Source organism: Streptococcus oralis (assembly GCF_019334565.1).
GTDB classification, from domain to species: domain Bacteria; phylum Bacillota; class Bacilli; order Lactobacillales; family Streptococcaceae; genus Streptococcus; species Streptococcus oralis_CR.
Window position 1 is genome coordinate 674,947 of record NZ_CP079724.1, and the last position, 26,053, is coordinate 700,999.

The 26,053-nt window shown below is 41.5% G+C and carries 25 protein-coding genes; all 25 read left to right on the top strand.

What is annotated here, in order from left to right; all coding sequences use genetic code 11:
• Nucleotides 1-63: 63 nt before the first annotated feature.
• The 25 genes from KX728_RS03405 (at nucleotide 64) to KX728_RS03525 (ending at nucleotide 26,050) form a co-directional block, all read left to right on the top strand.
• Complete coding sequence (locus tag KX728_RS03405) at nucleotides 64-771, top strand: glucosamine-6-phosphate deaminase (RefSeq protein WP_000864607.1); 708 nt, start codon at nucleotides 64-66, stop codon at nucleotides 769-771.
• 292 nt (nucleotides 772-1,063) lie between these two features.
• Complete coding sequence (locus tag KX728_RS03410) at nucleotides 1,064-8,161, top strand: GEVED domain-containing protein (protein ID WP_215804816.1); 7,098 nt, start codon at nucleotides 1,064-1,066, stop codon at nucleotides 8,159-8,161.
• 213 nt (nucleotides 8,162-8,374) lie between these two features.
• Nucleotides 8,375-8,992 (top strand): class I SAM-dependent methyltransferase, encoded by a 618-nt coding sequence (locus KX728_RS03415; RefSeq protein WP_215804815.1) that lies wholly within the window; start codon nucleotides 8,375-8,377, stop codon nucleotides 8,990-8,992.
• Between the two features lie 13 nt (nucleotides 8,993-9,005).
• A complete protein-coding gene (locus tag KX728_RS03420; protein WP_070697383.1) occupies nucleotides 9,006-9,629 on the top strand; it encodes a Type 1 glutamine amidotransferase-like domain-containing protein in 624 nt (207 codons plus the stop codon).
• A 156-nt stretch (nucleotides 9,630-9,785) separates the two neighbouring features.
• Nucleotides 9,786-9,962 carry a 30S ribosomal protein S21 gene (rpsU, locus tag KX728_RS03425; protein ID WP_000048054.1) on the top strand — a complete coding sequence of 59 codons (177 nt, stop codon included), beginning with the start codon at nucleotides 9,786-9,788 and terminating at the stop codon, nucleotides 9,960-9,962.
• 65 nt (nucleotides 9,963-10,027) lie between these two features.
• Complete coding sequence (locus KX728_RS03430) at nucleotides 10,028-10,990, top strand: hypothetical protein (protein ID WP_215804814.1); 963 nt, start codon at nucleotides 10,028-10,030, stop codon at nucleotides 10,988-10,990.
• A 136-nt stretch (nucleotides 10,991-11,126) separates the two neighbouring features.
• The gene (gene hprK, locus KX728_RS03435) at nucleotides 11,127-12,062 is read left to right on the top strand and encodes an HPr(Ser) kinase/phosphatase (protein ID WP_215804813.1); all 936 of its coding nucleotides are present in this window, start codon (nucleotides 11,127-11,129) and stop codon (nucleotides 12,060-12,062) included.
• Nucleotides 12,055-12,843, top strand: coding sequence for a prolipoprotein diacylglyceryl transferase (lgt, locus tag KX728_RS03440; protein ID WP_215804812.1), 789 nt, complete (start codon nucleotides 12,055-12,057; stop codon nucleotides 12,841-12,843). Before hprK ends, lgt begins: the two co-directional genes overlap by 8 nt.
• Entirely contained in the window at nucleotides 12,844-13,227 is a 384-nt protein-coding gene (locus KX728_RS03445) for a DUF948 domain-containing protein (protein ID WP_000895033.1), read from the top strand.
• Nucleotides 13,228-13,242: 15 nt separating this feature from the next.
• Nucleotides 13,243-13,641, top strand: a complete 399-nt coding sequence (locus tag KX728_RS03450; protein ID WP_000517390.1) for a YtxH domain-containing protein — start codon at nucleotides 13,243-13,245, stop codon at nucleotides 13,639-13,641.
• Between the two features lie 73 nt (nucleotides 13,642-13,714).
• Nucleotides 13,715-14,845, top strand: a complete 1,131-nt coding sequence (hemW, locus tag KX728_RS03455; RefSeq protein WP_215804811.1) for a radical SAM family heme chaperone HemW — start codon at nucleotides 13,715-13,717, stop codon at nucleotides 14,843-14,845.
• A gap of 4 nt (nucleotides 14,846-14,849) precedes the next feature.
• Entirely contained in the window at nucleotides 14,850-15,587 is a 738-nt protein-coding gene (locus tag KX728_RS03460) for an acyl-[acyl-carrier-protein] thioesterase (protein ID WP_215804810.1), read from the top strand.
• Between the two features lie 10 nt (nucleotides 15,588-15,597).
• Complete coding sequence (locus KX728_RS03465) at nucleotides 15,598-16,371, top strand: TIGR01457 family HAD-type hydrolase (protein ID WP_215804809.1); 774 nt, start codon at nucleotides 15,598-15,600, stop codon at nucleotides 16,369-16,371.
• On the top strand, nucleotides 16,361-16,978 hold the full coding sequence (locus KX728_RS03470) for a TIGR01906 family membrane protein (RefSeq protein WP_215804808.1): 618 nt from the start codon (nucleotides 16,361-16,363) through the stop codon (nucleotides 16,976-16,978). Before KX728_RS03465 ends, KX728_RS03470 begins: the two co-directional genes overlap by 11 nt.
• Before the next feature lie 220 nt (nucleotides 16,979-17,198).
• On the top strand, nucleotides 17,199-17,600 hold the full coding sequence (locus KX728_RS03475; RefSeq protein WP_000631261.1) for a Spx/MgsR family RNA polymerase-binding regulatory protein: 402 nt from the start codon (nucleotides 17,199-17,201) through the stop codon (nucleotides 17,598-17,600).
• The gene (locus KX728_RS03480; RefSeq protein ID WP_049505535.1) at nucleotides 17,601-17,879 is read left to right on the top strand and encodes a UPF0223 family protein; all 279 of its coding nucleotides are present in this window, start codon (nucleotides 17,601-17,603) and stop codon (nucleotides 17,877-17,879) included.
• The gene (locus KX728_RS03485; RefSeq protein WP_215804807.1) at nucleotides 17,869-18,642 is read left to right on the top strand and encodes an inositol monophosphatase family protein; all 774 of its coding nucleotides are present in this window, start codon (nucleotides 17,869-17,871) and stop codon (nucleotides 18,640-18,642) included. Before KX728_RS03480 ends, KX728_RS03485 begins: the two co-directional genes overlap by 11 nt.
• Complete coding sequence (locus KX728_RS03490; protein ID WP_215804806.1) at nucleotides 18,643-19,947, top strand: RsmF rRNA methyltransferase first C-terminal domain-containing protein; 1,305 nt, start codon at nucleotides 18,643-18,645, stop codon at nucleotides 19,945-19,947.
• 210 nt (nucleotides 19,948-20,157) lie between these two features.
• Nucleotides 20,158-21,036: a phosphate ABC transporter substrate-binding protein PstS gene (locus KX728_RS03495; RefSeq protein ID WP_007520299.1), complete on the top strand. Its 879-nt coding sequence runs from the start codon at nucleotides 20,158-20,160 to the stop codon at nucleotides 21,034-21,036.
• Nucleotides 21,036-21,953 (top strand): phosphate ABC transporter permease subunit PstC, encoded by a 918-nt coding sequence (gene pstC / locus KX728_RS03500; RefSeq protein WP_001070950.1) that lies wholly within the window; start codon nucleotides 21,036-21,038, stop codon nucleotides 21,951-21,953. Before KX728_RS03495 ends, pstC begins: the two co-directional genes overlap by 1 nt.
• A complete protein-coding gene (gene pstA / locus KX728_RS03505) occupies nucleotides 21,943-22,827 on the top strand; it encodes a phosphate ABC transporter permease PstA (RefSeq protein ID WP_215804805.1) in 885 nt (294 codons plus the stop codon). The genes pstC and pstA overlap by 11 nt, the downstream gene beginning before the upstream one ends.
• A gap of 10 nt (nucleotides 22,828-22,837) precedes the next feature.
• Nucleotides 22,838-23,641: a phosphate ABC transporter ATP-binding protein PstB gene (gene pstB, locus KX728_RS03510; RefSeq protein WP_000049851.1), complete on the top strand. Its 804-nt coding sequence runs from the start codon at nucleotides 22,838-22,840 to the stop codon at nucleotides 23,639-23,641.
• Between the two features lie 12 nt (nucleotides 23,642-23,653).
• Nucleotides 23,654-24,412 carry a phosphate ABC transporter ATP-binding protein PstB gene (gene pstB / locus KX728_RS03515; protein WP_001287329.1) on the top strand — a complete coding sequence of 253 codons (759 nt, stop codon included), beginning with the start codon at nucleotides 23,654-23,656 and terminating at the stop codon, nucleotides 24,410-24,412.
• Between the two features lie 11 nt (nucleotides 24,413-24,423).
• Entirely contained in the window at nucleotides 24,424-25,077 is a 654-nt protein-coding gene (gene phoU, locus KX728_RS03520) for a phosphate signaling complex protein PhoU (RefSeq protein WP_084878583.1), read from the top strand.
• Nucleotides 25,078-25,234: 157 nt separating this feature from the next.
• Nucleotides 25,235-26,050: an ABC transporter substrate-binding protein gene (locus KX728_RS03525; RefSeq protein WP_084878886.1), complete on the top strand. Its 816-nt coding sequence runs from the start codon at nucleotides 25,235-25,237 to the stop codon at nucleotides 26,048-26,050.
• Nucleotides 26,051-26,053 lie beyond the last annotated feature (3 nt).

The following is a 26,053-nucleotide window of genomic DNA, read 5'->3' on the forward strand; positions in this document are numbered from 1 at the left end:
GTTTTCACTTGACAAAAATTGGTCTATACCATATAATGAATATAGAAACATGGAGGATATAAAATGAAAGTTATTAAAGTTGAAAATCAAGTCGAAGGTGGAAAAGTAGCTTTTGAGATTTTGAAGGAAAAATTGGCCAATGGTGCTCAAACATTAGGACTTGCAACAGGAAGTAGTCCGCTTGAGTTTTACAAGGAAATCGTTGAGAGTGACCTTGATTTTTCAAATCTAACCAGTGTGAACCTTGATGAGTATGTAGGGCTTGATGGGGATAATCCACAGTCTTACCGTTACTTCATGCAAGAAAACCTGTTTAACCAAAAACCATTTAAAGAAAGTTTCTTGCCACGTGGTGTTAAGGATAATGCTGAAGAAGAAGTAGAACGCTACAATCAAATTTTAGCTGACCATCCTGTTGATTTGCAAATCTTGGGGATTGGTCGCAATGGACATATCGGCTTTAATGAGCCTGGCACTCCATTTGATAGCCAAACGCATCTAGTAGAACTTGATCAATCTACCATCGAAGCTAATGCTCGCTTTTTTGACAAGATTGAAGACGTTCCAACTCAAGCCATTTCAATGGGAATTAAAAACATCTTGGATGCCAAGTCAATTATTCTTTTTGCTTACGGTGAGTCAAAAGCAGAAGCTATTGCTGGAACAGTATCTGGCCCAGTGACTGAGAACCTCCCAGCAAGTAGTCTACAAAACCACCCTGATGTGACTATTATCGCTGATGCAGAAGCGCTCAGCTTACTTGAAAAATAAAAATTACACGAACCACTTGCTCTTTGGAGTGAGTGGTTTTTTGATTCTTATAAGCTAGAAGTGAAATTTTGATAATTTTGGTTTAAACTATAAAATATTTGAATAAAGAAATTATATAAATTTTAATGCAGGAAAAAAATATAACAAGATAATAATTGAAGTTAAGTATACGTAGTTTTTTTCTTTTATAATTTAAATAATAACTAAAATTTTTTAAGTTTACTTAGTAGCGAAGCTATAAAAAAAGTTGTATAATGTTCTGAGTTATAAAATTATAATTAAGGAGATTATAATGGGGAAAGATTTATTTAATCCACGCCTTCATAAGTTTTCTATTCGAAAACTAAATGTAGGTGTTTGTTCTGTGCTCTTGTCTACTTTTGTCCTTTTGGGAGCAACTTCTCAAGTTAGTGCTGATGAGACGAGTGTGACAAACTCTTTAAACGAGGTAGCTAAAACAAACCTTGATAAAACAACGGGGACTTCTATATCACCTACAGATTCTAAAACATCGGAAAAGTCTGAAACACCATCTGTAGTAGAATCCTCTCAACCAACTAAAGAAACAGCAACTTCAAATTCTGGAACAGAGCCTGCTGATAAAAAGAACAATGACAAATCGGTTATCTCTGAAACATCACAGTCTCCTGTTGAGAAACCAGTTACTTCTCCAGAAGATAAATCTACAGAGAGTGCTAAACCAGAAACTGCAGTTGCTCCAATAATTGCTGAACCTACTGAGACGTCTAGTGTTACTGAACAATCTACACGTTCTCGTAGAGTTCGTCGTGATACCCAGGCGACTTCAGTTGCACCAGCTAGTTATGCAGGTGCGGACGATGCGACTCCTGTACCACGTACATCTAAACCAGAATTGTCTGAATCAGAGAAGAAAGAAAGTACACAATTAGCAAAACAAATTAACTGGATTGATTTCTCTGATACAGCAAGCTTGAAAAACTTAGATCCTCAGGGAGGGTTTAAGATTGGAACTACTTATACGAAAGAAATTTCACCTGGTTATGTAGTTACCTTGACAGTTACTGAGCTTAAACCATTCCACGCTACTGAAATTTATAAAAAGCGTGTGGAAGGAACTTCATCTGCTGGAACTTATGATCCAAATGCAACAAACAGTTATTTAAAAAGTTGGAAAGATTATGGAAAAACTCCACCTCCTGTATCAGGTCAACCTCAAGATAAATGGAGTACTATTGGGGGACAAGGTTTTGATACACAAGGCCATAAAACACAAATTATCGTACCAGTTGATGGTGTAAACTGGGGGGTTAAATTTAAAATAGAAGCCACTTATCGTGGAAAAAAAGTAAAACCAGCAGTTGTTATGGCTGATGGAGAAGATGCTAACCCTGGTGAATATGGTATTTTTACCACTAACGGTGAAGGTTGGGAATACGTAGGAGAATGGATGAAAGGTCCTCGTGCAAAAGGTCCTTACACTGTTACGACTGAAGAACTTGTTAAGCAGGCTGACAAGACAACAAGAGGTGGTCTACTCATCCTAAAAGATAAGACTGTCGATTGGAATAAGTTTTTGAGTCCTGATACAGTTACAGGTGGTCTAGGTAGTCAAGTATTTGGACCAATAGTTTCAGCAAGTAAAGCAGTGCCAGTTGTAATGACCCGTGGGGCTTCTGAGGTAGGTTTTTATGTTGCGACCGCAGGGCAACAGGCACTTATGATGGGATTCTTGGTAGTTGATGGTGGTGATGCGCCAGAAAGTTACGGTGAAGCTCACCATACTATCTCTACACGCGATTCGATAACAAATGTTCAAATAAAGCAACCTTACTTAGGTTCTACAGAAGCAGATATCGATGTGGATTCTAAAAATGATTGGACTTCTGATGATCGTGAGGATGTTTCAGATGAAGGTCCGCAGCAATTGCTAACTGCTGATCAATATAACAATACTAACGACCTTTTGGATTTAAACAAAGCTAAGAATGGCACTTATACCCTTAAGATTAAGGCTAATCCAAATGGTAATGCTAAAGCATATGTCAAAGCATGGGTGGACTTCAATAATAACGGGAAATTTGATGATAATGAAGGCAGTGTGGTTAAAGAAATAACAGCTAATGGAGACCACACTTTAACATTTAATGCAATTCCGAGTCTTAGTGGTGGATTAGTTGACCAACTTGGAATGCGTGTGCGTATTGCGACTAATGCAGGTGATATTGAGAAGCCTACCGGGACGGCATTTAGTGGTGAAGTAGAGGACATGTTGGTTCGCCGTACTTATCCACCTCAAGGTGAAAAGAAAGAAACTACCGGTCTTCAAGGTGAGACACAAAATGCTACAGTTCACTTCACACCTAAAGGACCAGATCGTTCAGACTTTGTAACTAATGCTAGCATGAGTAGCCAAGTGCCACAAATTTTGGATAATCAAGGGAATGTCTTGACTCCAACTAACGGCAATACTTATGTGCGTCCTGAAGGGACCTATGTAGTGACTGCTAATGGTGATGATATCGATGTAGTGTTCACACCAAATGCAGACTTCACAGGAACTGCTGAAGGGATTAATATTCGTCGTACAGACTCAAACGGTTCATCAACTAACTGGCAATCAACTGATGCATCAAATCCAAATAAGAATGACATTTTGAACAATATGGATGGTCGATACATCCCTACTGTTCGAAAGATACCAACATATGAATCGACTGGTGTTCAAGGTCAAGAACAAAACAAAAATCTAATCTTTAATGATGGCGATCCAGCTAAAACGCCAGTGACTCCAGATTCTTCACGCCCTGCGACCTTTGTGGATGCTAATGGCCAACCTATTACTGGTAACTCAGTTCCTGCTACATCCAATGGTCAGTCAGTTGGAACTTATGAGCTAGACCCTAACACTGGTCAAGTCACTTTCAAACCTAACAAAAATTTTGTTGGTACCCCGGACCCAGTTACTGTTCAAGTAAATGATTCTAACGGTGTTCCTTACCGAGCACATTATAAACCAACAGTGACCAAGGTAACACCTACAGGAACTAACGCAACCAGCACAGGCCCTCAGGGTGTTCCACAAACAGGCACTCCAAGCTTCCAAGGTGGTGATCCATTGGTTCCAATCGATGAAACAGTTGAGCCAACCTTCGAAGATGGTAGCAAGGAAAAGAATATTCCAGGCCAAGGAACCTACACGATTGCACCAGACGGAACTGTAACTTTCACTCCAGACAAACAGTTTGTTGGAAACCCAACTCCAGTAACAGTCAAACGCGTAGATAAGAATGGCACCCCAGTCACTGCAACTTATAGTCCAGAGTTTACGAAAGTAACACCAACTGGTACAGGAGATAAGACAGAAGGACTTCAAGGTCAGGTACAAGAAGGTAAAGTGACCTTCACTCCAGGCCATGACTCAGTTCCATTCCCAGCTGATTCAACTCCACTATTTGACAATGGTACAACTGTGAAGGAAGTGCCAAATGTTGGTAAGTTCGAAGTGGACGCAGACGGTAAGGTGACCTTTACTCCTGATAAACAGTTCAAGGGTGAAACACCAGAGCTTGAATTGACTCGTGTGGATGCCAACGGAACTCCTGTTACTGTCAAGTACCAAGCGGTGGTGAAAGAAGTAGTTCCAACTTCAACAGACGCCACTTCAAATGGTATCCAAGGTCAACCGCAAAAAGGTACCCCAACCTTCACAGAAGGTAATCCATTGGTTCCAATTGATGATACGAAACCAATGACTTTCGAAGATGGACAGTCAACGAAAACAGTTCCAGGTGTAGGTGAATACAGCATCAATCCAGATGGCTCTATTACCTTTACGCCAGAAAAACAATATGTTGGCACACCAGCTCCAGTTACAGTGAAACGTGTAGATAAGAACGGCACCCCAGTGACTGCGACCTATACCCCAACAGTGACTAAGGTAACCCCAATCAGCACTAACGCAACCAGCACAGGCCCTCAGGGTGTTCCACAAACAGGCACTCCAAGCTTCCAAGGTGGTGATCCATTGGTTCCAATCGATGAAACAGTTGAGCCAACCTTCGCAGATGGAAGTAAAGAGAAGTCTATTCCAGGTCAAGGAACTTACACAATTGCGCCAGACGGCACAGTAACCTTCACCCCAGACAAACAGTTTGTCGGAAACCCAGATCCAGTTACAGTGAAACGTGTGGATAAGAATGGCACTCCAGTTACTGCGACTTACAGCCCAGAGTTCACTAAGGTAACTCCGACTGGTTCAGGTGATAAGACAGAAGGTCTTCAAGGTCAAGTGCAGGAAGGTAAAGTGACCTTCACCCCAGGCCATGACTCGGTTCCATTCCCAGCGGATTCGACACCACTATTTGACAATGGTACAACTGTGAAAGAAGTGCCAAATGTTGGTAAGTTTGAAGTGGATGCAGATGGCAAGGTGACCTTCACCCCAGATAAGCAATTCAAGGGGGAAACACCAGAACTTGAATTGACTCGTGTGGATGCCAACGGAACTCCTGTTACAGTCAAGTACCAAGCGGTGGTGAAAGAAGTAGTTCCAACCAGCACTAACGCAACTAGCACGGGTCCTCAGGGTGTTCCACAAACAGGAACTCCAAGCTTCCAAGGTGGCGACCCACTGGTTCCAATCGATGAAACAGTTGAACCAGCCTTCGAAGATGGAAGCAAAGAGAAGTCTATTCCAGGTCAAGGAACTTACACGATTTCACCAGATGGAACTGTAACTTTTACTCCAGACAAACAGTTTGTTGGAAACCCAGATCCAGTTACAGTCAAACGTGTGGATAAGAACGGTACCCCAGTGACTGCGACTTATACACCAACAGTGACTAAGGTAACCCCAACCAGCACTAACGCAACCAGCACAGGTATCCAAGGTCAACCGCAAAAAGGTACCCCAACCTTCCAAGGTGGCGACCCACTGGTTCCAATTGATGAAACAGTTGAACCAGCCTTCGAAGATGGAAGCAAAGAGAAGACTATTCCAGGTCAAGGAACTTACACGATTGCATCAAATGGAACTGTGACCTTCACCCCAGACAAGCAGTTCGTTGGTACACCAGAACCAGTCACAGTCAAACGCGTAGATAAGAACGGCACCCCAGTTACTGCGACCTACAGTCCAGAGTTTACGAAAGTAACACCAACAGGAACTAACGCAACCAGCACGGGTCCTCAGGGTGTTCCACAAACAGGTACTCCAACCTTCCAAGGTGGCGACCCATTGGTTCCAATTGATGAAACAGTAGAGCCAACTTTCGAAGATGGAAGCAAAGAGAAGACTATTCCAGGTCAAGGAACCTACACGATTGCACCAGACGGAACTGTAACTTTCACCCCAGACAAGCAGTTTGTCGGAAACCCAGATTCAGTCACAGTGAAACGTGTTGATAAGAATGGCACTCCAGTTACTGCGACTTACAGTCCAGAGTTTACTAAGGTGACTCCAACAGGTTCAGGTGATAAGACAGAAGGACTTCAAGGTCAAGTCCAAGAAGGTAAAGTGACCTTCACGTCAGGCCATGACTCAGTTCCATTCCCAGCTGATTCGACACCACTATTTGACAATGGTACAGCTGTGAAAGAAGTGCCAAATGTTGGTAAGTTCGAAGTGGACGCAGACGGAAAAGTGACTTTCACTCCTGATAAACAGTTCAAGGGTGAAACACCAGAGCTTGATTTGACTCGTGTGGATGCCAATGGAACTCCTGTTACAGTCAAGTACCAAGCGGTGGTGAAAGAAGTAGTTCCAACCAGCACTAACGCAACCAGCACAGGTCCTCAAGGTGTTCCACAAACGGGCACTCCAAGCTTCCAAGGTGGCGACCCACTAGTTCCAATCGATGAAACAGTAGAGCCAACTTTCGAAGATGGAAGCAAAGAGAAGTCTATTCCAGGTCAAGGAACCTACACAATTGCGCCAGATGGAACTGTAACTTTCACGCCAGACAAGCAGTTTGTTGGAAACCCAGATCCAGTCACAGTGAAACGTGTGGATAAGAACGGCACCCCAGTTACTGCAACCTACAGTCCAGAGTTTACTAAGGTGACTCCTACAGGAACTGGTGCAACCAGCATAGGTCCTCAAGGTGTTCCACAAACGGGCACTCCAAGCTTCCAAGGCGGCGATCCACTGGTCCCAATCGATGAAACAGTCGAGCCAACTTTCGAAGATGGAAGCAAAGAGAAATCTATTCCAGGTCAAGGAACTTACACGATTGCACCAGACGGAACTGTAACTTTCACACCAGACAAACAGTTTGTCGGAAACCCAGATCCAGTCACAGTCAAACGTGTAGATAAGAATGGCACTCCAGTTACTGCGACTTACAGTCCAGAGTTTACTAAGGTGACTCCAACTGGTAAAGATACTTCTTCAGTTAACATTAAGGGTCTTGTTCAAACAGGTACGCCAACATTTGAAGGTGGTAATCCGCTTGTTCCAATCGATGAAACTGTGGCGGCGACATTTGAAGATGGATCAACTGAAAAAGTGATTCCAGGTGAAGGAACTTATGCAATCTCACCAGATGGCATCGTCACCTTCACTCCAGAAGCTAATTTTGTAGGAAAAGGAACAGGCGTAACGATTGTCCGTAAGGATAAGAACGGAACTCCAGTTACTGCAAGCTATCGTCCAACAGTTGTAGATCCATCTACTGGTCATGATACGGCTTCTACAGGAGCAAAAGGCCAACCACAAGTGGCAACACCAACGTTTGAAGGACATATCGATTCGACTGTACCACCAACCTTTGAGGATGGTAGCACGACTATGGTTGTTCCGGGTGAAGGAAGCTATACAATTGATAAAGATGGTAAGATTACCTTTACTCCAGAACCAGACTTTGTTGGTACAGCTAAAGGATTGATTGTGAAACGTTTGGATATGTATGGAAATGTAGTTACTGCTCATTACACACCAACTGTCCTTGGACAAACACAAGTGAGTGATGCGACATCAGAAGGTCTTAAAGGTCAAACTCAGACTGGTAAACCAAACTTTACAGGTGATGTCGATCTGACAGTTCCGCCAACCTTTGAAGATGGAACAACTGAAAAAGTCGTTCCAGGTGAAGGAACTTATGTAATCTCACCAGATGGCACCGTCACCTTTACCCCTGAGGCAGACTTTGTAGGACAAGCCAAAGGTGTGAAAGTGATCCGTAAAGACCGTAATGGAAATATCATTTCAGGATTCTATATTCCAACAGTAGTAGAACTTCCTGTGATTGAAAATCCAGAACAACAAGGTATTACAGAAGAAAGAACTACTAAAACTCTTCCAAATACGGGTTCTGAGGAGACATCTCACTTGACAGCTGGTCTATTGGCTGCTTTATCAGGTATGGGATTAATTTCTCTAGCTCAAAGAAAAAAATCTGAGGAAGAATAATTAGTGGTGAAAGTCATCTAGTAAGTTGTTTTAGATACTTGATTGAAATGATTACATTCATTGCTATCTAAGAAGATGTCAGTCTAACAGAAAGAGAGAACCAATTGGTTCTCTCTTTTTGGTAATTGATTTGAAAATCGTTTAATTATTCTGCATCAATTATTCACAATTTTACTAAAGTGGTATAATATAGCTATACGAGGAGGCTCGACTTTGATTTATATAATTGGTTTTGCTTGTTTTTTACTTTTAATGTTACTGTTTTCTCGTCTCATTCAGCAATCAAAGAACCCTTCGGGCTTTCTAGGAAAACGAATGATGAAATTGTGGAATAGAGCCTATCTCCCCATGTTTGTATGGGCAATTCGTCATCTGGATAGGACATTTTACCCTGTAATCTTAGATGTAGGAGTTGGAAATGGTCGTTCAACTATCCTGCTGAAAGAAACTTTTCCGCAAAGTACCATAACTGGAATCGATATTTCAGATACTGCAATAGCTCAAGCCAAACAGGTAGAGATGACTAATCTAAATTTTGAACGAAGAGACGTTAGGGAGACAGGCTTTTCTGATGAAAGTTTTGATTTAATCACAGCCTTTCAAACTCATTTTCATTGGCAGGATCTAGAGGCTTCTTTTATGGAACTTCGAAGAATACTCAAATCAGACGGGATGCTCTTACTGGCTTGTGAATATAATAAGTTGTCTTACTTTTTACCAGAGGTCCAAAGCGAAGAAGCATTTAGACGATTCTTGTTGTTAATAGGGCTTGAGCTTATAACTAGTCAAAGAAAGGGATCGTGGATCCTTTATAAAATTGTTAAACATTAATGGAGGTACAATCATGAAACAATTATTTTTATGTTCATACTTTGCTGGAGTCAAAAAGCTTTTTAGCGATTATGCAAAGGAAAAGAATCTAGAAAACAAGGTTTTATTTATTCCTACCGCTGGGAACAAAGAGGATTATACTGCCTATATCGATGAGGCTCAGCAAACATTCAAAGATTTAGGATTTGAGATAGAGGTTTTAGATATTGCTTCTTGTGATCGAGAAACTGCACAGGCAAAGATTTTCCAAAGCAAAATTCTTTATATCTCTGGCGGGAATACATTTTATTTATTACAAGAATTAAAGAAAAAACAACTCCTATCTCTTATCAAAGAACAAATAAGAGATGGGCTGATCTATGTGGGGGAATCAGCAGGGGCTATCATTACTGCCAAGGATATTGACTACAATAAGCTCATGGATGACAAGACGGTAGCGAAAGAGTTATCGGATACAACGGGATTGAATGAAGTGGAGTTTTACATCCTTCCACATTATGGTGAGGAGCCTTTTACTGATAGTAGCAAGAAGACCTTTGAAACCTATAAAAATCAGCTCGACTTAATGCGAATGAACAATTCACAAGCTGTTATTGTAAATGATAAAGAAATAAAAGTTGTTTCTGAACAGGATTAAAATAATTTTTTTCGCTATTATGACATCTATTCTAATACGTTGTCCCTTTTAAAAAGAAAAGGGAAGATAATATAAGTTTATGGCAGTTTTCCCTTGACAAATATTCATTTTGCGTGTAAAATGGAATAGATCTTGAACTTGAAGGGAGTGAAAAAAATGTCTAAAACAGTAGTACGTAAGAATGAATCTCTTGACGATGCACTTCGTCGTTTCAAACGTGCGGTTACTAAAGCTGGTACTCTTCAAGAAACACGCAAACGTGAATTCTATGAAAAGCCTTCTGTAAAACGTAAACGTAAATCAGAAGCAGCTCGTAAACGTAAAAAATTCTAATTTGAAATGAAAGGCTAGACTTGTCTAGTCTTTTTTTTGCATAGTATTTAGAGGAACAAATTCTTATGAAAGAGTATATAAAAGAATATCAAAAGATGCGTGAAAATCACTTGGAAGATTGGGGTTATTGTGCTAATCCGATAGATTGGAAGGAATTTGAAGAGTCAAACAAAAGAATTTTTGAAGAATATTTGACCGATTCAAAAGTATTGTCTGACAAGGTTTTAAGAGTAAAATTGTACAATAGCTTATTGCTAGATGATATTCAATATTTTGCCTATTATGCGGCGTTTTTAGATGGGGATTATACACAGTTAAACAACGCGCTATGGCAAACAGGAAGAACTGAGTTGATGAGAGGCGGTTTGTTAGCAAGTGGAACCATTTACACAGAAGGGATTTTGAAAGGCTTGTTTACCTCTTTTGCTTGTAACGATTTTTCAGCCATTCCATCATTCATCCCCAAAGATTTACCCTTGTTGAAAGGAACCTATTATCCAGAAAATGTGATGAATCTTTTATACGCTCTTTATTATCAAGATGAAGAAAGATTATCCGAGTCTCTCTTGCGTGCACAACAGTTTTTAGGGAAGAAAAAACGAACTGGCATGGAAGAATTTTCTGTTCGGTATTTTATAAGTTTGGCAAGAAAAGATGCAGTTGCATTAAGTGAGTCCTTACAAAACTTATGCCAAGCTTATCAGAGACGAGGTTACCCCTATGAAAAAATTGATAAGTGCTTTGCGGATGAGATTCATGGTCTATATCGTTTAGTACGATTTTTTGACCATTCCTTGTTCGAAGAAGTCAGTATGCCATCTCATAAGACTTTTTTGAAGGAGTTTGAAGAATGGCAAGTCCAAAATCAGTTTCCACAAGGTCAACAGTTCTATACCTATCCTCAAGCTATGGCTGATGCAAACAGAATGTTAACAAAAGGTTTCCCAAGAATTTACTTAGAAAAATCTGGAAGGGACTTAGTGATAGACGTTGACCGATTTGCAGTAGATTTGTCTCGGTTAATTTAAAAGAGTACGAAAAGACTTACTAGTCAAATCTTTTCCCAAGCTACATCAAATAAATACTGTAAATCCTGCAAAAAAAGGAAACTTCCACCTACAATCTGATATAATAGTAGGGAGAACTCGATTGAAGGAGGAAATTATGTCGGTTTTAGTAAGAGATGTCATTGAAAAACTCAGACTAGATATTGTCTATGGTGAAGGCGAATTACTTGAAAAAGAAATCAATACTGCGGACATTATGAGACCTGGTCTTGAAATGACGGGCTATTTTGATTACTATACACCAGAACGGATTCAGCTGTTAGGGATGAAGGAGTGGTCCTATTTAGTTGCTATGCCTGCCCAGAACCGTTATCAAGTTTTGAAGAAAATGTTTCTACCTGAAACACCTGCGGTTATCGTGGCTCGTGGTCTGGTAGTGCCAGAGGAAATGTTGAGGGCTGCTAGAGAATGTAAGATTGCGATTTTAACCAGTCGAACAGCAACCAGTCGTTTATCTGGAGAACTTTCTAGCTACCTTGATTCCCGTTTGGCTAAACGTACTAGCGTGCATGGTGTCTTGATGGATATCTATGGCATGGGTGTCTTGATCCAAGGGGATAGTGGTATCAGTAAGAGCGAGACAGGTCTTGAACTTGTGAAGCGTGGACACCGTCTAGTAGCAGACGATCGTGTAGATATTTATTCTAAGGATGAGATGACTCTTTGGGGCGAACCTGCTGAAATCTTGAAACATTTACTTGAGATTCGTGGAGTTGGGATTATCGATATCATGAGTCTCTATGGTGCAAGTGCTGTAAAAGATTCTTCACAAGTTCAGCTAGCAGTTTATTTGGAAAATTATGATACGCATAAGACCTTTGACCGTCTAGGAAACAATGCCGAAGAACTCGAAGTTTCTGGTGTAACGATTCCGCGTATCCGCATCCCAGTAAAAACAGGACGCAATATCTCCGTTGTTATTGAGGCGGCTGCCATGAACTATCGTGCTAAAGAAATGGGCTTTGATGCGACACGTTTATTTGAAGAACGCTTGACAAATCTAATCGCTCAAAATGAGGTGAAACATGATTAATCCAGTCGCATTTGAAATTGGTCCCTTTGCTATTCGTTGGTATGCTTTGTGTATTGTAGCTGGTTTGGTTTTAGCAGTCTACCTTGCCATGAAAGAAGCTCCTAAAAAGAGAATTCTATCAGATGATATTTTGGATTTTATCCTGATTGCTTTTCCAGTAGCTATTTTAGGTGCTAGACTATACTACGTACTCTTTCGCTTAGATTATTATCTGCAAAATCCAGGTGAAATCATCGCCATCTGGAATGGTGGCTTGGCCATTTACGGAGGATTGATAGCGGGTGCTATTGTCCTTTATATCTTTGCAGATAGAAAGCTGATTAATACTTGGGATTTCTTAGATATTGCAGCACCGAGCGTCATGATTGCCCAGAGTTTAGGGCGCTGGGGGAACTTCTTTAACCAAGAAGCCTACGGTGCAGCAGTAGATAGTCTGGATTATTTGCCAGACTTTATCCGTGATCAGATGTACATTGAGGGGAGCTACCGTCAGCCGACCTTCCTATATGAGTCGGTTTGGAATCTAATTGGATTTGCTTTGATTCTGATTTTTAGAAGAAAATTGAAGGGAATCAGACGTGGTCATATCACTGCTTTCTACTTGATTTGGTATGGTTTTGGTCGTATGATCATCGAAGGGATGCGGACGGATAGTCTCATGTTCTTTGGCCTACGAGTTTCCCAATGGTTATCAGTTATCCTTATCGGACTCGGTATTTTTATCATACTTTATCAAAATCGAAAGAAAGCCCCTTTCTATCATACAGAGGAGGAAAAATAAATGTTAGAAGTTGCATATATACTTGTTGCGATTGCTTTGATTGTCTGTTTAGTCTATTTGACAATCACGATTCAAAAAGCCGGTCGTATGATTGATGAGACAGAGAAAACCATCAAAACGTTGAGCTCAGATGTGAACGTTACCTTGCATCAGACCAATGAATTGTTGGTTAAGGTCAATGTGTTAGCAGACGATATCAATATCAAAGTTGCGACGATTGATCCACTTTTTACAGCGGTGGCGGACTTGTCAGAGTCAGTATCTGATCTCAACCAACATGCGCGTGTTTTAGGTAAAAAAGCTTCATCTGCTGGTTCAAAAACCATTAAAACAGGTGCAGGCTTGTCAGCTCTCCGTGTCGCAAGTAAATTTTTCAAAAAATAAAAAAGGAGAAATCTCATGGGAAAACTATCCTCTATCCTTTTAGGAACAGTTTCAGGTGCTGCTCTTGCTTTGTTTTTGACGAGTGACAAGGGTAAGCAAGTTTGTAGTCAAGCTCAGGATTTTCTAGATGATTTGAGAGAAGATCCAGAATATGCTAGAGAGCAAGTCTGTGAAAAACTAACAGAAGTGAAGGAACAGGCAACTGACTTTGTGCTGAAAACAAAGGAACAAGTAGAATCTGGTGAAATCACTTTTGATAGTGTCCTTGACCAAGCTAAAAACTGTGCTCGACAAGCGACAGAAGCATCCAAGGAAACCTTTAACAATCTCAAGGAGCAATGGCAAGAACAGTCAGCAACTCCAGACGTCGCTGAAGACCAAGAAGAAATCATCATCGATATTACTGAAGTATAAGGTATCACCATCTCTGTTTTTTGGAGATGGTGATTTTTATCTGCAAGCCTGTCTTTGTGGTATAATAAATACTATGCAGAAAAAACCAACGTCCGCCTACGTGCATATTCCCTTTTGCACACAGATTTGTTATTATTGTGACTTTTCAAAAGTTTTTATCAAGAATCAACCAGTAGATAGTTACCTGGAGCATCTGCTAGAGGAGTTTCGTTCTTATGATATCCAAAAGTTGTCAACTCTCTATATTGGAGGTGGAACGCCAACGGCTTTGTCAGCTCCGCAATTAGAGGTGCTCTTAGATGGTTTGACTAAAAACCTAGATTTGTCTGTCTTGGAAGAGTTGACCATTGAGGCTAATCCAGGAGACTTAGATGCGGATAAAATTGCGGTTTTGAAACAGTCGCCAGTCAATCGTGTTTCTTTAGGTGTGCAGACTTTTGATGACAAAATGCTGAAAAAGATTGGGCGCAGTCATTTAGAAAAGGATATTTATGAGAATATCGACCGTCTCAAACTGGCTGGTTTTGACAATATCTCCATTGATCTAATCTATGCTCTTCCAGGTCAAACTATGGCTCAGGTCAAGGACAATGTGGCTAAGGCTATCTCGCTTGATATTCCTCATATGAGCCTTTATAGCTTGATTTTGGAAAATCATACGGTCTTTATGAACCGCATGCGACGAGGGAAGTTGCCCCTACCCAAGGAAGAGTTAGAAGCGGAGATGTTTGAGTACATCATCGCAGAACTGGAGCGAGCTGGTTTTGAGCATTATGAGATTTCCAATTTCTCTAAACCCGGATTTGAAAGTCGCCACAATCTCATGTACTGGGACAATGCCGAGTATTATGGTATCGGTGCGGGTGCTTCAGGTTATGTGAACGGGGTGCGTTATAAAAATCATGGTCCTATCCGCCACTATCTCAATGCGGTAGAGGCAGGAGATGCTCGGATTACAGAAGAACACCTGAGTCAAAGGGAGCAGATGGAAGAAGAAATGTTCCTAGGCCTCCGGAAAAAATCCGGGGTTTCCGTGGCGCGATTTGAGGAAAAATTTGGACTGTCCTTTGATGAACTTTATGGCGAAATCATCAGAGACTTGGTTCAGCAAGGACTTATGCAGATCGACGGTGATCGTGTCCGAATGACAAAGAGAGGTCTCTTCTTGGGAGACACTGTAGCAGAACGATTTATTTTGGAGTAGAACAATGGGCTTAACTTATCAAATGAAAATGAAAATTCCTTTTGATATGGCGGACATGAACGGTCATATCAAACTTCCAGATGTGATTTTGCTGTCCCTGCAAGTATCCGGTATGCAATCGATTGAGCTGGGAGTCAGTGACAAGGATATGTTAGAACGCTACAATCTGGTCTGGATTATTACAGACTATGCGATTGACGTGGTTCGCTTGCCTCGCTTTGCTGAAGAGATTACGATTGAAACAGAAGCATTGACTTACAATCGTCTTTTTTGCTACCGCCGTTTCACTATCTATGATGGAGCAGGTCAAGAAATCATTCGCATGGTAGCAACCTTTGTTCTCATGGACAGAGACAGTCGGAAAGTCCATGCTGTCGAACCGGAGATTGTTGCGCCTTACCAGTCTGAGTTTGATAAAAAACTCATCCGCGGGCCAAAGTATGCAAATCTAGAAGATCCGATCAGTAAAGACTACCATGTTCGTTTTTACGACTTGGATATGAATGGTCATGTTAATAACAGCAAATACCTGGATTGGATTTTTGAGGTCATGGGAGCAGACTTTTTGACCAAGTATATTCCAAAAAAAATCAATCTCAAATATGTCAAAGAAGTGCGACCAGGTGGCATGATTGCTTCAGCTTATGAACTCAAGGGACTAGAAAGCAAGCATGAGATTATCAGTGATGGCGAGATCAATGCCCAAGCTATGATTACGTGGCAAGAAATTGAAGCGAATTAGAAAGGACGATATGGCTTATAAAGGTTATTTAATTGATTTAGACGGGACCATTTACAAGGGGAAAGACCGGATTCCGGCGGGTGAGGCTTTTGTCCATGAGTTACAAAAGCGAGCAATTCCTTATCTCTTTGTAACCAACAATACAACTCGTACTCCTGAGAGTGTACAAGAGGTGTTGGCTAAGAATTTTAATATCAACACCCCTCTATCGACTGTATACACAGCAACTCTGGCAACCATCGACTATATGAATGACTTGGGATTGGAAAAGACAGTCTATGTCATCGGAGAAGCAGGACTCAAGGATGCCATTCAGGCGGCTGGTTATGTCGAAGACAAGGAAAATCCTGCCTATGTGGTCGTTGGACTGGACTGGCAAGTCGACTATGAAAAATTTGCGACGGCGACTCTAGCCATTCAAAAGGGGGCTCACTTTATCGGAACCAATCCAGACCTCAATATCCCGACGGAACGCGGTCTTTTGCCTGGTGCTGGTTCACTTGTAACACTTCTTGAAGTCGCTACACGGGTCAAACCAGTATATATCGGAAAACCGAATGCGATCATCATGGAAAAGGCCGTGGAACATCTGGGTATAGATCGAGAAGACTTGCTCATGGTCGGGGACAACTATCTGACGGATATCCGAGCAGGGATTGACAATGGCATTCCAACGCTCTTGGTGACGACAGGTTTTACAAAGGCAGAAGAAGTGGCGGACTTGCCAATTGCACCAACACATGTGCTTTCTAGCCTAGAGGAGTGGGATTTTGATGAAGACTAAACTAACCTTTTGGGGAAGTATGCTCTTTCTCCTCTCTTTTTCTATTCTTCTGACCATTTATCTGGCATGGATTTTCTATCCTTTGGAGATTGAGTGGCCAAACTTAGTGGATCGAGTCTATCTAAAGCGAGAAACCATTCTGTATAACTTTCATATCTTGATGAATTACCTGACCAATCCCTTTAGTCAGGTCTTGGAGATGCCAGATTTTCGTTCATCAGCGGCTGGTTTACATCACTTTGCGGTGGTGAAGAATCTCTTTCACCTAGTTCAGCTAGTTGCCCTAGTGACACTTCCAAGTTTCTATTTCTTTGTTAGAAAGATTGTAAAAAAAGGCTTTTTGCCCCTATATCGTAAAAGTATCCTAACTCTAGTACTATTGCCTCTAATCATTGGCCTTGTAGGAGTGTTGATTGGTTTTGAGCAATTTTTTACTCTTTTCCATCAGATTCTCTTTGTGGGAGATGATACCTGGCTTTTTGATCCAGCAAAGGATCCCGTTATTTGGATTTTGCCAGAGACTTTCTTTCTCCATGCCTTTGTACTTTTCTTTGTTTTGTATGAAGGAATGTTTGGTTTCCTTCTTGTTAAAGCTTCAAGGAAATAGTGGAAAAAATTCTGTATTTTTAATAAAAAACGAGAGAAGTTGCTCTACTCCCTATTTATTGTTAGGTTATCCTAAAGATAAACTTGCAAAGCAGGAGATTTTTGCAGAAAACAGTCTATTTTCTATGAAAAAATAGGCTTTTTTTCTAAAAATACCTAGTCAAGCGCTTTATTTTTTTGTATAATAGAAATAGCAAGTATAGATAAAAGAAGAGAAAAGCATGATTACACTATTTTTATCACCGAGTTGTACATCATGTCGTAAGGCAAAGGCTTGGTTAGAGACGCATAAAGTGCCCTTTCAAGAGCATAATATTATGACTAGTCCTTTAACAAGAAAAGAATTACAACATATTCTTTCCTTGACCGAAAATGGTACTGATGACATCATTTCAACTCGTTCAAAAATTTTTCAAAAATTGGATATTGATGTAGAGAGTATCTCGGTATCGGAGTTGCTTCAGTTGATTGAGCAATATCCTAGTCTTTTGCGTCGCCCAATCATTATAGATACCAAACGCATGCAGATCGGTTTTAATGAAGATGAGATTCGTGCTTTTCTCCCTCGTAGTTACCGTAAACAGGAATTGAAAGAAGCAACATTGAGAGCTGGTATTGGATAGATGAACAAACAGTATAGTTACCCACTAGATTTGTCGTGGAGCACTGAAGAACTTGCTTCAGTGCTTTCTTTTTTTAATGATGTTGAAGCTGCTTATGAAGATAAGGTTGAAGCAAAAAAACTGCTAGAATCTTACAAGAAATTTAAGTCTGTGGTTCCAAGCAAAAGTGAAGAAAAACGTTTAGGTCGCGAATTTGAGACGGCTAGCGGTTATTCCTGCTATCATGCGGTTCAATTAGCAAAAGAAAAAAGAGAAGGGAAGATTTCTCTTGGAAACTAAATTTGAATTTGCCAAACAGATTGTGCAGGAAGCTGCTAACTATATTTTGGCTCACATGAAAGAAGATTTGCAGGTTGAGCGCAAGTCTTCCCCTACTGACTTGGTGACACGTTTGGATAAGGAGGTCCAGGAACTCTTGGTTGATCGGATCAAGTCCACCTATCCTGAGGATTTGATTTGCGCGGAAGAGGGCTGTTTACGTGCTGCAGTCGGTCAAGGTTCTGTTTGGGTGATTGATCCCATTGACGGTACCAATAACTTTGTCGCCCAGCAGGAAGATTTTGCCGTTATGTTGGCTTATTTTGAGAATGGTGTGGGCAAATTTGGCATTATCTATGATGTCATGAAAGGCGATTGTTACTATGGTGGTGGTGCCTTTCCTCCTTGTCGCAATAATGAGCCCTTACCCCCTTTTAAAAAGAAGCCTCTTCAAGAATTTTTAGTTGCCGGTAACTCAGGTATGTTTGAAAGCAATGAGTGGGGTTTGGCAGATTTGGGCCGAGCAGCGTTGGGTGTCCGTGTATATGGCAGTGCGGCCATTAGTTTTGCCAAGGTTTTGTCTGGTCGTCTGCTGACTTATATTACCTACTTACAACCATGGGATTACGCTGCGGCCAGTATCTTAGGGGAAAGTCTGGGTTATCGTCTTCTTACGGTATCAGGTGAGCCCGCTGATTTTAAAACGCGTCAGCCTGTCATGATGGTGCCAATCGAGATGCAAGAGGAGATTCAGTCTTATATCTACGAAAGGAAAGAGAACTAAATGCAATTTCCAGAAGGATTTGTTGAAAAATATGAAGCGATACTAGAAGATGAGGCAAGAGATTTTCTTGCCTCTTTTAAACAGGAAGCGGTATCGGCTTTTCGGGTTAATCCCTTAAAAGAAAGTCAGCTATCGTTTGCAGATGCCATTCCTCATACACCTTGGGGGCATTATGGTAAGATCTCTGGAAAGTCTCCAGAGCATGTGACAGGTTTCGTTTATTCGCAAGAGCCTGCAGCCCAAATGGTGGCCCAGGTAGCTCAACCAAGTCCTGGTATGAAGGTCTTGGACTTGGCGGCAGCGCCAGGTGGGAAATCCACTCAATTGGCCGCTTATCTGGCTAATCAGGGCGTCCTTGTTTCCAATGAAATTTCAAGCAAGCGGGCTAAGATTTTAGTGGAAAATATGGAGCGGTTTGGAGCTACAAACGTAGTCGTGACCAATGAGTCTGCGGATCGTTTAGCCAAGGTCTTTAAAGGATATTTTGATGTGATTGTCCTTGATGCCCCTTGCTCGGGTGAAGGAATGTTCCGTAAACAACCAGATGCCATGGATTATTGGAACATCGACTATCCGAGCCAATGTGCCAGTCTCCAAAGAGAAATTTTAGAAGATGCAGTGACCATGCTTGCAGAAGGTGGCAGTTTGGTCTATTCTACCTGTACTTGGGCACCTGAAGAAAATGAAGAAATCGTCCACTGGTTACTGGATACTTATGATTTTGAACTGCTTCCAGTCGAGCATGTGAACGGTATGGTAGCAGGAATTAACCTTCCTGAAACGGCGCGGATGTATCCTCATCATTTCAAGGGAGAAGGCCAGTTTGTTGCCCACCTGCAGTTTAAGGGACAAAATCCCGCACCTAAATTCAAAGCTAGCAAAAGCAATCTCAGTCGGGAACAGCAGAACTTGTGGCATGATTTTGTTCAAAAATACTTGCGAGTCAATCTAACTGGTATCTTGCAAACTTTTGGAGACCAGCTCTATCTCTTGCCAGAGATGCTACCTAATCTAGGGAAACTCAAAATTGCCCGAAATGGGCTCCATCTGGGTACTTTTAAGAAGAAACGCTTCGAACCAAGCTTTGCTCTCGGATTAGCCTTGAAACCAAGCCAAGTAAAACAAAGTGTCGAAATCAATGATAAGGACTTTGTAAAATATGTGGCTGGTGAGACTGTTCAATTGTCTGAAGCTCGACCAAATGGTTGGTACCAAGTTCTGGTTCAAGGAAACGGATTAGGCTTTGCCAAGGTAACGGGAAATGTTTTGAAAAATTATTATCCAAAAGGACTCAGATTCAGGTGAAAAAGCTAGTCAAAGAGCCTATTCTATGTTATAGTGGAAGTATGAGTTTTTTCTGATAGTCTTTCATTATTACTTATATTATACGATGGAATTGTCCGCTCCTAAGAATGACTAGATAAAATAAAGCGGGACAATCATTGATGATAATTGGATGATCAGGACAAACGGAAGAAATCAGAACATTTATCATTATGTTCAAGGAGAATAACAGTGAAAAAAAGAAAAAAGCTCGTCATGTCTCTTGCAGCTCTTTTGATGGCAGGTTCTCTAGCAGGATGCGCTAGCTGGATTGATCGTGGAGAATCCATGACAGCCGTTGGTTCAACTGCTCTTCAGCCTCTTGTCGAAGCGGCAGCAGATGAATTTGGTTCTAGAAACATCGGAAAAACAGTCAATGTTCAAGGTGGTGGATCGGGTACAGGCCTATCTCAAGTCCAGTCTGGAGCAGTTGACATCGGGAACTCTGACGTCTTTGCAGAGGAAAAAGAAGGAATCGATGCTTCAGCTCTGGTAGACCACAAGGTTGCAGTGGCTGGTCTTGCAGTGATTGTAAACAAGGAAGTGGATGTTGAAAATCTCACAACCGAGCAACTTCGCAAAATCTTTACAGGTGAAGTGACCAACTGGAAAGAAGTTGGGGGCAAAGACCTGGCCATTTCAATCATCAACCGAGCAGCAAGTTCTGGTTCACGAGCGACGTTTGATACGGTGGTTATGAATGGCCAATCGGCAATGCAGAGTCAAGAACAGGATTCTAACGGGATGGTCAAGTCCATTGTATCCCAAACCCCTGGAGCCATTTCTTACCTGGCTTTTGCCTATGTAGATGACTCCGTGAAAAGCATGAAACTGAATGGGTATGAACCTACATCTGAGAATGTAACGACCAACAACTGGCCTTTGTGGTCTTATGAACATATGTACACACTTGGTCAGCCAAATGAGTTAGCTGCTGAATTCCTGAATTTCGTCCTCTCAGATGAAGCCCAAAATGGAATTGTTAAGGGCATGGGCTATATCTCTATCAATGAAATGAAAGTCCAAAAGGATGCTTCAGGTACCGTTACAGCAGTAGAAGGAGGTCAATAATGAATCAAGAAGAATTATCAAAAAAATTACTATCTCCTTCAAAGAACTCTCGCCTTGAGAAGTTTGGTAAAGGTTTGACCTTCACTTGCCTTTCTTTGATTGTTATCATTGTGGCCATGATTTTGATTTTTGTAGCTCAAAAAGGCTTATCGACCTTCTTTGTCAATGGGGTCAACATCTTTGATTTCCTCTTTGGACAAACTTGGAATCCTTCAGGGAAACAATTTGGTGCCCTTCCAATGATTTTGGGTTCCTTTATTGTGACGATTTTATCAGCCCTCATCGCAACCCCCTTCGCTATCGGAGCTGCAGTCTTTATGACAGAAGTCTCACCAAAGGGTGCAAAGATTTTGCAACCAGCCATTGAACTTCTCGTCGGTATTCCTTCAGTCGTCTATGGATTTATCGGTTTGCAAGTTGTGGTGCCTTTTGTTCGTAGCATCTTTGGTGGAACTGGTTTTGGGATCTTGTCAGGGATTTTCGTTCTCTTTGTCATGATCCTACCAACTGTAACCTTTATGACAACAGACAGCTTGCGTGCTGTTCCTCGTCATTACCGTGAAGCCAGTTTAGCTATGGGAGCCACTCGTTGGCAAACCATCTGGCGTGTGACCTTGAAAGCAGCACGTTCAGGTATTTTCACTGCAGTGGTCTTTGGGATGGCGCGTGCTTTCGGTGAAGCTCTTGCTATTCAGATGGTTGTCGGAAACTCAGCAGTTATCCCAACCTCGCTAACAACACCAGCTGCGACCTTGACATCTGTATTGACTATGGGTATCGGAAATACCGTCATGGGAACGGTTGATAATAACGTTCTCTGGTCACTGGCCCTAGTCTTGCTCTTGATGAGTTTAGCCTTCAACAGTGTGATTAAATTGATTACGAAAGAAAGAGGAAAGAAAAACTATGCACGCTAAGAAATTAGATAAACTTGCAACAGCTGTCCTCTATATCATCGCGGGTATCATCGTGACCATTTTGGCATCTTTGATTCTCTATATCTTGGTGAGAGGGTTACCGCATATCTCTTGGTCCTTCTTGACTGGGAAATCTTCCTCTTATCAAGCAGGCGGGGGTATTGGGATTCAGCTCTATAATTCCTTCTTCCTTTTGGTCATTACCTTGATCATTTCTGTTCCCCTGTCTATGGGAGCTGGCGTTTTCCTTGCTGAGTATGCCAAAAAAGGACCTGTGACCAATTTTATTCGTACCTGTATTGAGATTTTGTCTTCTCTACCATCAGTCGTTGTGGGTCTCTTTGGTTACTTGATTTTTGTAGTCCAGTTTGAGTATGGATTTTCAATCATTTCAGGTGCCTTGGCCTTGACGGTCTTTAACCTCCCTCAGATGACTCGAAATGTTGAAGACAGTTTAAAACACGTTCACCATACACAACGTGAGGCTGGCTTAGCTCTTGGAATTTCTCGTTGGGAGACTGTGGTCCATGTCGTCATTCCAGAAGCCCTTCCAGGTATCGTAACGGGTGTTGTCTTGGCATCTGGCCGTATCTTTGGTGAAGCCGCCGCTCTTATCTATACGGCAGGACAATCCGCTCCCGCCCTTGACTGGTCTAACTGGAATATCCTCAGTGTTACCAGTCCTATCTCAATCTTCCGTCAAGCAGAAACCTTGGCTGTCCACATTTGGAAGGTCAACAGTGAGGGAACCATTCCTGATGCTACTATCGTATCAGCAGGTTCTGCCGCTGTGCTCCTCATCTTTATCTTGATTTTTAACTTTGGAGCACGCAAACTCGGAAGCTATTTACACAAGAAATTAACCGCTGCCTAAAGGAGAAGCCATGTCAAAATATAACTGGGATGAAAAGCATATCATCACCTTCCCTGAAGAAAAAGTGGCCCTCTCTACTAAGGATTTACATGTTTACTATGGTAAAAATGAATCCATCAAGGGCATCGATATGCAATTTGAAAAAAATAAAATTACAGCTTTGATTGGTCCTTCTGGATCAGGGAAATCTACTTATCTTCGCAGTCTCAATCGGATGAATGATACCATTGATATTGCCAAGGTCACAGGTCAAATCCTCTACCGAGGGATTGATGTCAACCGTCCAGAAATCAATGTCTATGAGATGCGCAAGCATATCGGAATGGTCTTTCAACGTCCAAATCCATTTGCCAAGTCTATTTACCGCAACATCACTTTTGCTCATGAACGTGCAGGTGTTAAAGACAAGAAAGTCCTTGACGAAATTGTAGAAACCTCTCTAAGACAGGCTGCCCTTTGGGATCAGGTCAAAGACGACCTCCACAAATCAGCCTTGATGCTCTCTGGTGGACAGCAACAACGTCTCTGTATCGCTCGCGCCATCTCTGTCAAGCCAGACATCCTCTTGATGGATGAGCCAGCGTCAGCCTTGGATCCGATTGCGACAGCCCAGCTGGAAGAGACTATGTTGGAATTGAAGAAAGACTTTACCATCATCATCGTTACCCACAGTATGCAGCAGGCAGCGCGTGCAAGTGACTACACTGGATTTTTCTACTTGGGTGATTTGATTGAGTACGATAAGACATCCAATATTTTCCAAAATGCCAAGTTACAGTCAACCAATGACTATGTAACGGGACACTTTGGTTAGAAAGGAAACGGTATGTCAGAAGCGATTTTACAGGTGTCAGACCTGTCCGTTTATTACAATAAAAAGAAGGCCTTGAATAGTGTTTCCCTTTCTTTCCAACCTAAGGAAATAACGGCCTTGATTGGTCCTTCTGGATCAGGAAAGTCTACCCTGCTCAAAGCCATCAACCGCATGGGCGATCTAAATCCTGAGGTGACAACAACTGGCTCAGTGGTCTATAATGGTCACAATATCTACAGCCCCCGTACCGATACGGTTGAATTGCGTAAGGAAATCGGTATGGTCTTTCAACAGCCTAATCCCTTCCCTATGTCTATCTACGAAAATGTTGTCTATGGGCTGCGTATCAATGGGGTCAAGGACAAGCAAGTTCTTGATGAAGCAGTAGAAAAGGCCTTGCAACGTGCTTCTATCTGGGATGAAGTAAAGGATCGGTTGCATGATTCGGCCATTGGTCTCTCTGGTGGACAACAACAACGTGTTTGTGTTGCTCGTGTCTTAGCAACCAGTCCGAAAATTATCCTCTTAGATGAACCAACTTCAGCTTTGGATCCTATTTCTGCAGGTAAGATTGAGGAAACCTTGTATGGTCTGAAAGATAAATACACCATGCTCTTGGTAACGCGTTCGATGCAACAAGCTTCTCGTATCTCTGATAAAACAGGATTTTTCCTAGATGGGGATTTAATCGAGTTTAACGATACGAAGAAGATGTTCCTAGACCCACAAAACAAGGAAACAGAAGATTATATTACAGGAAAATTTGGATAAGGAGTTGAATGATGTTACGATCTCAATTTGAAGAAGATTTGGAGAAATTGCACAACCAGTTCTATGCTATGGGACAAGAAGTGCTCTCGCAGATCAATCGTACAGTGCGTGCCTTTGTTACGCATGACCGTGATTTGGCAAAAGAAGTCATCGAAGACGATGCAGAAGTAAATGAATATGAAGTGAAGTTGGAAAAGAAATCATTTGAAATGATTGCCCTCCAACAACCTGTTTCGCAAGATCTTCGTACCGTCTTGACCGTTCTCAAGGCAGTTTCTGACGTGGAACGCATGGGAGATCATGCAGTGTCTATCGCTGAGGCGACCATTCGTATGAAGGGGGAGCAACGTATCCCTTCTGTTGAAGAAGAAATCAAAAAGATGGGACGCGATGTAAAAAACTTCGTTGAAGCAGCTCTAGATCTCTATCTGAATGGTTCTGTGGATCAAGCCTACGAAGTAGCGGCTATGGATGAAAAAATTAACCATTACTTTGATAACATCCGTGATTTGGCTACAGAAGAAATTAGGAAAAATCCTGAAGCTATCGTTACAGGTCGTGATTACTTCCAAGTCATTTCTTTCTTGGAGCGTATCGGAGACTACGCAAAAAATATCTGTGAATGGGTTGTTTACTTTGAAACAGGTAAGATTGTCGAACTATAAGAAACGGTTTAAATATACAGAACAAAAGGCTGATTAGAATAAATCAGTCTTCTTTTTTATGAAAAGAATTGTTTTACAATCAAAATCTTTAAAAGGGTTGACAACTATTTTTAAAAGAGTTATAATTATTCAGGAAAAACAGAAAGGTCGTTTATTTATGAAGTTTAAGAAATGGATGTTTGTTGTGTGTAGCATGCTTGCCAGCATGGTTTTGGTAGCTTGTCAGTCAGGAACGGATAGTTCCCAATCTGCTGTGGACGCTATTAAACAAAAAGGAAAGCTAGTTGTTGCGACCAGCCCAGACTATGCACCGTTTGAATTCCAAGCCTTGGTAGATGGTAAAAACCAGGTAGTTGGAGCAGATATTGATATGGCTCAAGCGATTGCGGACGAGCTTGGGGTTAAACTTGAAATCTCAAGTATGAGTTTTGACAATGTCTTGACCAGCCTTCAAACTGGAAAGGCTGACTTAGCCATAGCAGGAATTAGTGCTACAGATGAGAGAAAGGAAGTCTTTGACTTTTCAATTCCTTACTATGAAAATAAGATGAGTTTCTTGGTTAGAAAAGCCGATTTAGACAAATACAAGGATCTTTCAAGCCTTGCAAGTGCCAATATCGCAGCTCAAAAAGGAACTGTGCCAGAAACCATGGTCAAGGAACAATTGCCAAATGCCCAGTTGACATCCTTGACCAATATGGGTGAAGCAGTCAATGAATTGCAGGCTGGAAAAGTGGATGCTGTTCATATGGATGAACCAGTGGCTCTTAGCTACGCAGGCAAAAACTCAGACCTTGTTGTTGCATCTGTTAACTTGACGATGAAAGATGGCGAAGCCAATGCCGTTGCCATCAAGAAGAATCAATCAGATTTGAAAGCAGTAGTAGATAAGGTTATCCAAAAACTAAAAGATGAAGGAACTTATCAAACCTATCTAGAAAAAGCAGCGAAACTTACAGAAGTTGAACAATAAGAA